The sequence below is a fragment of the Candidatus Poribacteria bacterium genome, from assembly GCA_028820845.1.
Lineage (GTDB): Bacteria > Poribacteria > WGA-4E > WGA-4E > WGA-3G > WGA-3G.
On record JAPPII010000031.1, the window covers coordinates 63,033 to 73,756 of the forward strand.

General features: G+C 46.7%; 7 protein-coding genes. All 7 read right to left on the bottom strand.

The window, feature by feature from the left end; genetic code table 11:
* Window positions 1-6 precede the first annotated feature (6 nt).
* Window positions 7-2,556, bottom strand: a complete 2,550-nt coding sequence (locus OXN25_07810) for a hypothetical protein (GenBank protein MDE0424755.1) — start codon at window positions 2,554-2,556, stop codon at window positions 7-9.
* A gap of 3 nt (window positions 2,557-2,559) precedes the next feature.
* Window positions 2,560-3,294 carry a cupin domain-containing protein gene (locus tag OXN25_07815; GenBank protein ID MDE0424756.1) on the bottom strand — a complete coding sequence of 245 codons (735 nt, stop codon included), beginning with the start codon at window positions 3,292-3,294 and terminating at the stop codon, window positions 2,560-2,562.
* 120 nt (window positions 3,295-3,414) lie between these two features.
* A complete protein-coding gene (gene rsmD, locus OXN25_07820; protein MDE0424757.1) occupies window positions 3,415-4,041 on the bottom strand; it encodes a 16S rRNA (guanine(966)-N(2))-methyltransferase RsmD in 627 nt (208 codons plus the stop codon).
* Window positions 4,038-5,342, bottom strand: coding sequence for a DUF1501 domain-containing protein (locus OXN25_07825; GenBank protein MDE0424758.1), 1,305 nt, complete (start codon window positions 5,340-5,342; stop codon window positions 4,038-4,040). The genes rsmD and OXN25_07825 overlap by 4 nt, the downstream gene beginning before the upstream one ends.
* Window positions 5,343-6,063: 721 nt before the next feature.
* Window positions 6,064-7,521, bottom strand: coding sequence for an ABC transporter permease subunit (locus OXN25_07830; protein ID MDE0424759.1), 1,458 nt, complete (start codon window positions 7,519-7,521; stop codon window positions 6,064-6,066).
* A 99-nt stretch (window positions 7,522-7,620) separates the two neighbouring features.
* A complete protein-coding gene (locus OXN25_07835; GenBank protein MDE0424760.1) occupies window positions 7,621-9,126 on the bottom strand; it encodes an ABC transporter permease subunit in 1,506 nt (501 codons plus the stop codon).
* 291 nt (window positions 9,127-9,417) lie between these two features.
* Complete coding sequence (locus OXN25_07840) at window positions 9,418-10,650, bottom strand: ABC transporter ATP-binding protein (protein ID MDE0424761.1); 1,233 nt, start codon at window positions 10,648-10,650, stop codon at window positions 9,418-9,420.
* Window positions 10,651-10,724: the final 74 nt, after the last annotated feature.

Consider the following 10,724-nt stretch of genomic DNA (forward strand, 5'->3'; position numbering starts at 1 on the left):
CCGAGTTTACAAACCCCTCCTACCAGAAGAACCACCAGAGGTTTTAGTAAATTGGATACTCGCTTGCACCAGTTTGTCCGGTTGCGTCCTCGCAAACGTTAACTGACAAATCGGAGCGTCCCACTTATATTGATAATCGCTCCCGTAAGTCGCGACACCTACCGGTAAATATCCAGCCGGTACATGAATAAAGCAGGTGCTATCTACCTGTCTAAGTGGCTGGCAGACGAGCAAGTAACTTTGGCTGTGACCATCCCAACCTGCAGATAGAATCTCAACCGCTCCTTGGGCGTAGTGCATATCAGTTGCAAGGAGTTGCGGGACGCTCTGCTCTTCACGAAAACAGAGCAACTTAACAGAACGCGGCGGGATATTAAGTAAATCCAAACTATGTGAAATCTTGCCGAGGTACTGACGCATCCAGAAATCGTGAACGAGATACTCTTTGGATTCACCAAGTCCAAGGACATCGAGTTCAAAGTAAGCATCATCTTCGTGGTCATTCCAATTGAAGACTGCTACAAGATGCCACGCCTCGTTCGGTGTCGAAATCGGTAGGCTCCAGATTCGCGGGAAGGGTTCATCATAAAGATCCACGGGTTTAGCAGCGTTACCCAAGAGCGGGAAGATCCGCGCTAAATCCGCCGCCCGCGACGCAGTAAGCGCGGTTAATCGGTCGCTGCAGAAGACAGCCCCCCCACTCAACGCTGCCGCTGTCATCTCCACAATCGCCTCATTGACAGGTCTCGGTTCATCAACAGCGAGTTCGCCGAAGACATGTTGCCAGAGGAAATTATGCTCTCGGATATGCGCTGCATATCTGCTCAAACGGTGCTTTGTACCTCGTGGGTGGTGCCAGGGATCATTGATGCGGTTTGAAGTGGCCACGCTCGAAAACGGAGGGTTGAGAAGCGGTGCATTCAATGACATATTCCCAAGGCAAGGTCCCGTGACAGCATTGTACCCAGCAAGAAGGACTTCCTTCTCAGTAGATGTGTTTTCCGAACGTGCCTCTTTAATAGCATCCGTCAGTAACTCTCCAGCAAGACGATAGAGTTGAACAGATGTGAGGGTTTTATCGTGCCAGTGCAAGTTGTGTTCACTGTTAGTAAGCACTGTCGTATACGCTGTGAAATCTACATTGATGAGTGAACATCCATACTCGTTGACTATCTGTTTAATCTGTTTACGGATATGTTGCCGTACTTCAGGGTGGGAAACATCCAGCAGTGCGACTTCGGTACTTCCTTCCGACAGATGCGTTGTGGTGGGTTTGTAGCCATTACGTTCCGAATGCCGCCGCGACTTTCTTCTTCCATTTCGAGCTACGGCCGCTTCTTGTATGCAGTAATCTGGGTGTTTCTGGACAAGTTCCGAATCAGGCACTGCGCAAAACGGGTTAATCCGAACTGCTGTCTTAAACCCTTTTGTTTCGATGTGGCTGAGAACGGTTTGCAGATTGTCGGAAACCGTTTGTGCTTCTGGATCCTTCCGATCCAGCATATAAGTCCCAAATTGCGATGCTAATCCAGGGTCTAATTGAATATAATTTATCCCTCCAAGGAAGTTGGGTTGAAAGAACCGGTTTTCCATGAGTTCGTCGGTTTGGGTTAAGATAGTATTCGCGTCCAACGAAAGTTGCGCGGGGGAAAGGTTCCAAGCGGTAATCGGTCTATCATACCCAGGCGAGGTGAGCGGTTCAGCACAATCGTTCTTGCGTGCTAACATCTGCGTGTAGTGTTCGTAGCACGCTGCAGCACTTCCCGAAAAGTTGAGATACACAGTCTCCGAGGTAATCTCTTCCCCAAAATCGCATCGCTGTTTACATAGATGATAGAGTGCCCAAGGATTAGCACCAGCTGTTGATGTCCTTTTATAGGATTTGGAGTTGGATGCAGACTTCCCTCGACAGCCGATTTGGATACGGGGCCACCATTTCTCTGTCGTCAGAAATCCAAAAACAAAGGTCTTGCCGCTCTTGGTATCGTGAAGCACACCATCGTGGCACGGATGTCTGGTATCTGTTTCGCTCAAGAGAAAGCCGTCATAGAGTCTTCTACTCACACCAGGGGAGATAGGTGGCATGTTAATAAATAGATGGCAATCCGCAGGAGCCTTGCCAACCAACACAGCACCACGATTCGTGGAAACACCAAGTACCGTTAAATTTTCTAACTGGACCGGACGCTCTTGATTGAGGTTCTCAACACCCACTTTCAGCAGGATAGCTGGCTGTGTAGGGTAGCAATTGAGGTAGGTATTTATCCGTATATCCTTCCCTTTTGCTTCATGTGAGAAACATATCTGGTAATATGTCCCAAAAACATCTGTTTGCGGAAACGCCGTGATAAATTCCGAGTTACCAGCATCTTCAGTTTTGATAACGCTTCCGTCATCAAGGGTTATCTGTGCACATCCATTGCGGATAATTGTGTCGCCACTCTCATCAATGTAATCCCATGTTCCTTTTGAAAGGTTGAATTTAATCTCAAACTTACTATGTTCTATCACGACAAGGTTTCCGCGTCGTGAAACAGCTACATCGTCTGGTTTCATCCATTATTTTCCTTTTTTGCCGACTGCCCAACAATATATTATTGTGGTCGGTTCATCGCCTGTGTGGGAAAGTGAAAAAGTGTCTCCGGGGACGAGGAAAAGAACATCGTGTTGTTCCAACACATGCGTCTCAGCATCGGATGTCATCTCGGCACATCCATCCTTCAGCACATAGATTGATTCAGTCTGTATCGGTTCGTGTGTAAAGTGCTGGTTTTTATTGAGGTGGATGTAGTCTAAGGAGAGATGTACAGAGCCTTTGTGCGGTGAGACGACGCTTCGCCACTCAACAGACTTCCCAAAAACAGGACCGCTTCGCGCCATATTAATGACCTGAACGTTGCTCCGGTGTCCATTTTCTGGCGTTGGTGCCTCATCAGGAGTATCCCGCTCGCCTCGATAGAGTGCCATATCCGGCGGGGATTGAAAACTAATTAAGCGTGCCATGTTCGGTGTGGTGTTGACGGTTCCATGGATTTCGCCTGCGGGTACAAAAATGAGATCGCCTGCGGCAATCGGCGTGTAGACACTCCCTTGTCGGATAGCCCCACCACCTTCTAACACAACAATCGCGTCTTCAGAGGCATCATGATAATGCTGTGTGAATTCCTGATCTGGCGCGTGAAGCCCATGGTTCAGTGTAATTTGCGTTGAACCCATATCCGGATGCACAACACGCCAATTTTTACCTTTGCCCATCTGGAAAGGTGTTCCGGATTGGAGATTTAAGATTTTCATATTTTGTTTATAGCAGTCAGCGGTCAGCAAAGAGGTTTTCTGTAACAATTCAACGCCAACTCGGAATATTTCAAACACGGGTAATTGCTACAAATGGTTTTTTACTGACTACTGAAAGGGTTATGTAGCAACCTGCCCTGACAGCTGACTGTCATTCTCCCAATGATAAAACGATACGACTGTATCCCCGTAACGCGTTTGTCGGTCTCGGCACAAATTCCCAACAGTGTCCGGCATAACAGCCTGTTTTGCATGTTCAACAAGCAACGTACCACCGATTGTAAGCAGCACGGTCTTCGCAAGCAGTGCTAAACTGGCAGTATACAGTTCAAGAGGGTTCTGCGAACCATCCGCTAAACCAACACCGTAGGGTGGATCAAAATAGATAACTTCAAACGTAGCTGCCCGTTTATGAAGGGACCCAATCCCTTTCAAAACATCACGACAAAGCAAATAGTACACCCCAGATTCAGCCGTGAGACCACAAACGTCAAGGTTTCTTTCTATAACCACAATGCATCGCGGATCTCGGTCCAAAAACGTAACATGTTTCGCGCCGCGGCTCAACGCCTCAATTCCCATGCTTCCTGTCCCAGCACAAAGGTCAAGAAAATTTGCACCAACAACCCGTTCCCGCAGGATACTAAATACCGATTCTTTTACCCGATCAGCCGTTGGACGGACAAGACGATTCCCTTTGGGGACAACCAAACGTCTGCCTTTGAATGTGCCAGCAATGACTCTCAACCGAACAACTCCTCTATAACCGAACCATCGTTGACGACGCGAATCGGTCGACCGGAACGGGAGTAATTTTCCTCATCAGGATTGATCCCAAGCGCAAAGCAGAGCGACGCAAAAAGATCAGGCACCCCAACAGCACCACTGACGACTTCACTCCCATCTTCATTAGTGCCGCCAATGACCTGTCCACCGCGTGTGCCGCCGCCTGCAACAACAGTAGACCAACCGTTGGTATGGTGATCTCTCCCATCGTTGTTGTTAATCCGTGGTGTACGTCCGAATTCACCGAGCCATAACACAACAGTCTTGTCAAGGAGCTCGCGTTCGGATAAGTCCTTCAGAAGGGTTGCGAACGCTGGATCTACGACATTCAAGAGTTCTTTGGTCCGCTCAAAGTTATTTTGGTGGGTATCCCACCCGTCTAACGAGACCTCCACGAATTTAACCCCGGCTTCCACAAGCCGCCGCGCCATCAGACACCCCTGACCAAACTTATTCATACCGTAGGCTTCGCGTACAGCGAGCGGTTCCTCGTTAAGTTGGAACGCATCTATTTTAGGGGAATTGATGAGTTGATCGGCTTTTTTATAAATCGCTTCGTGCGCCTCCGTGCTGCGTCCAGTCCGCTTGGCAATAAAATCCTTTTCAATGGTTCTAAGCATCTTGAGGCGTTCCCGAAAACGGTGTGTGTCCATCTGTGCCGGATACGAGAGATCTTCCACTGGACGCATCGAGTCGTTGACGACAAATGGATCGTGCGTGGCACCGAGAAAACCACCAGAATATGTTGGGGCATTAATATTAACGCAACTTGGAAGGTCAGATAAACTATCGTCAAGGTAGTAAGAGGTGAGCGAACCGAGGGTTGGATGTCTGACTGCCCCCCCCGGCGCGTATCCTGTATGCAGTAAGTAGCGTGCGCGCTCATGATTCCCTTCACGGGAAATCATCGAACGAATGATAGAGAGATGGTGTGCCTGTTCGGCAATCTGAGGGAGATGCTCAGACACTTCGATACCTTCAACGCTCGTCGGAATCGCTGCAAAGGGACCGCCGTTTTTGGTGTCGGGTTTAGGGTCGAACGTGTCTAATTGACTCGCGCCGCCATTCATGAACAGGACGATGCAATGCTCGGCACGTGGCAGAACATCCTCAAGCTCCGCGAGGCTGCTGGAGCCGAAGTGTTGCATCGCGACGAGTCCGAGAAAACTCGTGAGACCGCTCTTGAAAAAGCAGCGTCGCGAGATTTCTTTATGCCATAATTCGGGGGTATCGTATTCTGGCACCCACAATTTTGCGTCCATGTTCACTCTCCTCATCTATTGCATGCACACTATTTTAACATGTCTATGTCTTTTTAGACAAGAGAAAAAATTTAAGAAGGGCGCATAAATATTAGGGCAATCGTCTGAATCAGGATTGTGAATGACGATTAGCGGTTATTAAATAGCGGTTGGTTGAAGTCTGTCTGAATCAGGATTTGCAGATTTTCAGGATCGGTTTCACGTGAGTTCGGGACGTTTAATAAAAAATACGGACGTGAACATGGTTTTAACTTAACGATACATTCTTTAGCAATTTTCGTTAAAAAAGTTACACTGGTGTAACATTTTGCATGCGGTGTGTAACGTTAGAGAACATAGTGGCCGTAAGGGTTCGTTGATGTTTAATTTCCTGTTAGAAAAAAATAATAAGTCCGAAAAGTGTAACATTTTTTTATGGCTGTTGGCTATCGACTGTTAGCAGTTCGTAAGAAACTTATGTGGTCCACTGAAAATGTTATGTTGGTTTCTGCCCCAGGATTTTGTAGATTGATACAATATTCACCTCTTTGGAACGCCTTATGATATATTATACTATTTTTTGCTAACTTATGTCAAGTTAAAATGTATTATGGGTTATGGTTGGGGTGGTCGAGGGTTTAGTGCCAAAAATTTTACACATTCAACCGATTATTTATCCTTTTTGTCGTCCCCAGAGGTGGTTCCACCATAAATAGTGACCCACCTGATAAATGGTTATCATTTATTTTAAGTCGCATTTGAGGAACGATAGTTGTGCCGCGATAAAGAACAGAATGTTAAAAACGATCAGCAGTCCGAGCGGAAAAATTACGCTCTGATGTGAGATGCGTTCTCTAAACCTCGGCACAATGTCCGGATTCACCGGTTTTTGAGATAATCCCTCCCTCACAGGATAGATGTGGAGGCTATTCGGATCATCTCTATCCTCAGTTTTGATGAAATCTATAAATGTGTCTCTATAACGGCGCACCTGTTTAACGAAATCCATATAACTGACGATTCCGGTATTGGCGAGTCCTTCCATGGCGTATTGGAAACAGACCGTCGGAGAGACTTGGGTGAGTTCGCGGGCGAGTTGCACTTGCTGCAATTGCTGATCTATACGTGCATCTGCTATGCGCGTTTTCGTTTCAAACCTTCTCCTGAAGTAGGTCGCCCATTGCCGCGCTGCTGATGGGTTGTTGACGGAGGGAGCTTCGCTGAGTTTTGTTGTTTCCAGCATTTCCGTCGGTTGAAATTCGTTTTCTATGTTTGCTAATTGTGTGCGCTTTTCTGCGGATATTCTTTCTATGGATGGTATCGGATCAAGGGTTCCGACGAAGAGTCCGAGTAGACTCGGCAAGATAAATGCTAAACAGACCCAAGTTAGCAACAGCCACACTAAACTGGTGATGGCGTTTGAGACGCGACTTGAGAAAAACAGTCCCAAAAAAATAAAGATAGAAATATGTAATGTAAAGAGTCCGATCATCCCTAAAATCCGCAGCCAACTGCCTGAATCAAAGGGGATGTTCCCTGACAGGTAGATGATGAGAAGGTTCATGAGGACTCCAATCAGGAGTGGAATGATGAGCGTGAAGAATGTTCCTAAGTATTTCGCGAATAATACCTGTCCACGAGAAATTGGGTTGGCCATCATGAGACTGAGTGTTCCCCGAACGCGTTCCCCGGCGACGGCATCGAAAGTGAATAAAATGACAAAAAAACTCATGAAGACACCGATAAATACCCAATCAATTTCGATGAGCGTGGTTGCGTCTCCACCATGATTTGAAGGTAGATATTCAAGTGTCCAAACTTCCCGCCAATTATAATTTTCAACCACACCCCCGTCTCCGCCACGCCCCGCGCCTGCGCGGTCTGCGCTCGTGATAGAACGGGGTATGAAGACATCAGCACCATTGGCACAGAACTTCAACTGGGACGGACGCTTGGGTATCTCCGCAGGGCCGACCATCGCTAATTCTCCTAATCCCTTGAAGGCGTATTCTTCAATATGAGATAACCCTTGGGTCACCTTGCGGTTATAATCCCGTATTTCTGCTGTATACCCATTATCACCAAAGCCGTATATGAGGGCATTGGCGATCATCAAGATGGGCAGAAGGATTATCATCAAGACGAATCGCAGCGTTGTGAGATTCTGGTATATCTCTTTTTTGGCAATATGCCAAATCATATTTTACTGCTCCTTGCGGTTCGGTTAGGACAGACGTATCAAGAACGTTCCGCTCCGTATATCCGGTTTTCCAGCGCGTTGCTTGGGTAAATGTTCAGTTCAACTCATATCATATCGAAGGAATGATACATACACGCCCATAAACAAGACGATATTCCACGCCAACAGGATCAGGATATCGCTTGATGCCCGGGAAAAACTCTGAAATAGAGAAGTGTGTGGGTTCTGAAAAACAGGGAGATCTTTAAACTCCGCCGCGCCTTGATCGCTGGAAAACCATGCTCTCGCGGAAAAAGCGTTTTTACCGCTGAGATAGTCGACAACTTGACGTTTATAACTTCTTGCCCGTCTAATGAAGTCTCGGTAACTCTCTCTGTCTGTATCGGTTATCGCGCCGACGGCAAATCGGTATGCGTCCGCGAAAGAAAATCGGGAGATATCTTTGGCGAACCGTCTGTTGCTTTCCTCAACTTCTTCTCTCTGCTGGAGGCGTGCTTCAGCTTGGTTTGCGTAGTCGATACGCCGCGGTTCTTGGTAGCCCAATACTTCCTGAAATTTGGAGACATCCAGGATATGGATTGGTTTAATCTCATAGAACTCACCAAATCCAAGTTCGCCCGGTGAATTCGAGTTAATCGATATTGACAAAGGACCATCGCTGATCTGAGAAATCGCGCTAATTGGGTATTTATAGCCCCATTTTTTTAGAAGGTAGGCATCCCGTTCTTCCCTGAAATCTCCCCACCTCTGCTCAATATGCTGTAGAATCTCCTTTTCAGCTTGTGGTTGATAGGGCGGGAATTTCATGACTGCGAAGGTTGCTATGTTAGAATGGACGATTGTTAGGATTCCCCAGATGAACATCGAAAGGATGAGCGTGGTGGTTGCTTCCTTTGTCCATACGGATAGGAGCATCCCTAAAAGGTAACACGTTGACACGTACAATAGGGAAACGATGAGCACGGCAACGAGCCGGAACATATCCGCACTATTGAAATCAGTCGCAGGAGAAGCGTAAGCGATAAGGGTTCCAACAATAAAGCTAACGATCACAATCGGGAACAAGGATAACATGCCGCCGAGATATTTCCCTATCACGAGGGTGTCCCTCGGAATCGGATTGGATAACACTAATTTGAGGGTGCCATCCTCGTGTTCCCCTGAAATCGTGTTGTAAGCGAAAAGGATCGCCAAGGCACTGAGAACGATTTTAAAGACAAAAATAACATCAATTGCAAGAAAAATGGAGAGGAATGGGTTGTCGGAGCCGTGTTTCTGTGCTTCTTTCTCCCAGATAGGTGTTGCGAGTTGAATACTCACCATATCGGCACCGGATTTTTCCATGCCGACGTTGAAGATACTCAGCGGATTCGGCTTTCTGTGTGCCTTGGGGTTGATTTGGCTGTAGAGGTCCCATGTCCGGACTGTTTCTTGATGTTCTTGAACAGCGATGTGGTATGCTGCGAGTCGTTTTTCATAGTCTTCAACCTGAACGAAAACTGCAGCAGCGGTTGACATCAGACAGATGAGAAAACCGATCGTGAATCGAGAGGTCAGTATGTTTGAAATCAACTCTCGCTGAATAACCAGCCAAAGTGTTGCCATAAGTATATACCGAGTATTTGAGGTGAAGTACTTGCGCCGTCCTGTTGGGACGTTGAATATATCTTGTCAGCAACGAGAAAAACGAGGACAAGTGAGAGTCTTTTGTAGCGTCTAACCTTATGAATTAATCGTAGAAATGATACAGGAACTACAACCATTTATTAGGTTAGATTGCGAAGGTCCGGCAGATGTTCAAAAGGATTCTGAAATTAAAAATACAACGTAAGCTCACTAGCTCGAAAAAATATCAAGATAATTAAGTTTACCGCTCACATCAAGACGCTCCAACCATTAACTATAACGCTGTGCCTGAAGCGTGTACATCTCCGCGTAGGTCCCGTTACGTTTCATCAACTCATCGTGCGTTCCCTGCTCAATCAACCGACCCTCTTCTAATACCAAAATTCGATCCGCCATCTTCACTGTAGAGAAACGGTGTGAAATTATCACCGAGGTTTTACCCGTAGTTAATTCATTGAAACGCTGAAAAATCTCTTCCTCCGCTATCGCGTCAAGTGCCGCAGTAGGTTCATCAAGGACTAAGATCTGAGCATCCCGCATAAAAGCACGTGCTAAGGCAATTTTCTGCCATTCACCCCCGGAAAGATCGACCCCTTCCTCCAGGGTCCGCCCCAACACTGTATCAAACTGTTTTGGTAACTTCTCAATACGCGCCAGACTTCCTGCTTTCTCTGCCGCCGCACGAATACGCTCCAGGTCATTACTGGCATTCACTTGCCCAAATCCAATGTTCTCTCGAACACTAAAATGGTACTGAAGAAAATCCTGAAAGACAACACTAAATTGGTTGTAAAGACTTTCAAGATGATATGCCTTGAGATCGATTCCGTCAAGGCGAATATTGCCACTACTTGGATCATAGAGACGGGTAAGCAGTTTGACAAGAGTTGTTTTACCCGCACCATTTCGTCCAACAATCGCGACACACTCGCCGGGAGCAATGGTGAAACTGACATCTTTCAGAACGGATTCCTCTGTTCCGGGATATGTGAACGAGACCCCTTCAAATATAATACCCTTCCGGATTGGACAATCGACTTTCTTGAGTTTGGTCCGCTTTTCAGGTTGCTGGAGTGTACCTTCAACCGCATTAGGATCCAAGTCTAAAAAACCAAACAAATGTTCAAGGAACAGACTGTTTTCATAAAACGTGCCGCTAGACATAAATACATTCACAATCGTAGATCGGGCTCTTTCTGAGGCTTGAAAATAGAGCATCATATCACCGATCGTAATCTGTTGTCCGATGGCTCGAAATGCTGCGTATAACCAGACACCGGCAGTGCTGAGCGTTGAAAGTAGATTCAACGCAGCTTGGGATATTTCTTGGGTGATTGATAATGTATGATTTTCGCGCACGAACTTCTGGGATAGCGTCCGAAAACGTTCAATAAGTATTCTGTGGAGATCAAAGAGCTTAATCTCTTTCACTGGCTCACGGGTGCTAAGTAGATTTGAGAGATAGTTTACTAAGCGGCGTTCAGCGGTTTGCCGAAACAGCAAACGGAACCAGCGTTTCCCGAAATAACTACGTAGTGTTTACATTTTGTTAGCAGTGATCAATATAGCTGCGAAAT

Coding starts and splice junctions, on each gene's coding strand:
- OXN25_07810 (MDE0424755.1), bottom strand. CDS start 2,556: ATGAAACCAGACGATGTAGCTGTTTCACGACGCGGAAACCTTGTCGTG.
- OXN25_07815 (MDE0424756.1), bottom strand. CDS start 3,294: ATGAAAATCTTAAATCTCCAATCCGGAACACCTTTCCAGATGGGCAAA.
- OXN25_07825 (MDE0424758.1), bottom strand. CDS start 5,342: ATGGACGCAAAATTGTGGGTGCCAGAATACGATACCCCCGAATTATGG.
- OXN25_07830 (MDE0424759.1), bottom strand. CDS start 7,521: ATGATTTGGCATATTGCCAAAAAAGAGATATACCAGAATCTCACAACG.
- OXN25_07835 (MDE0424760.1), bottom strand. CDS start 9,126: ATGGCAACACTTTGGCTGGTTATTCAGCGAGAGTTGATTTCAAACATA.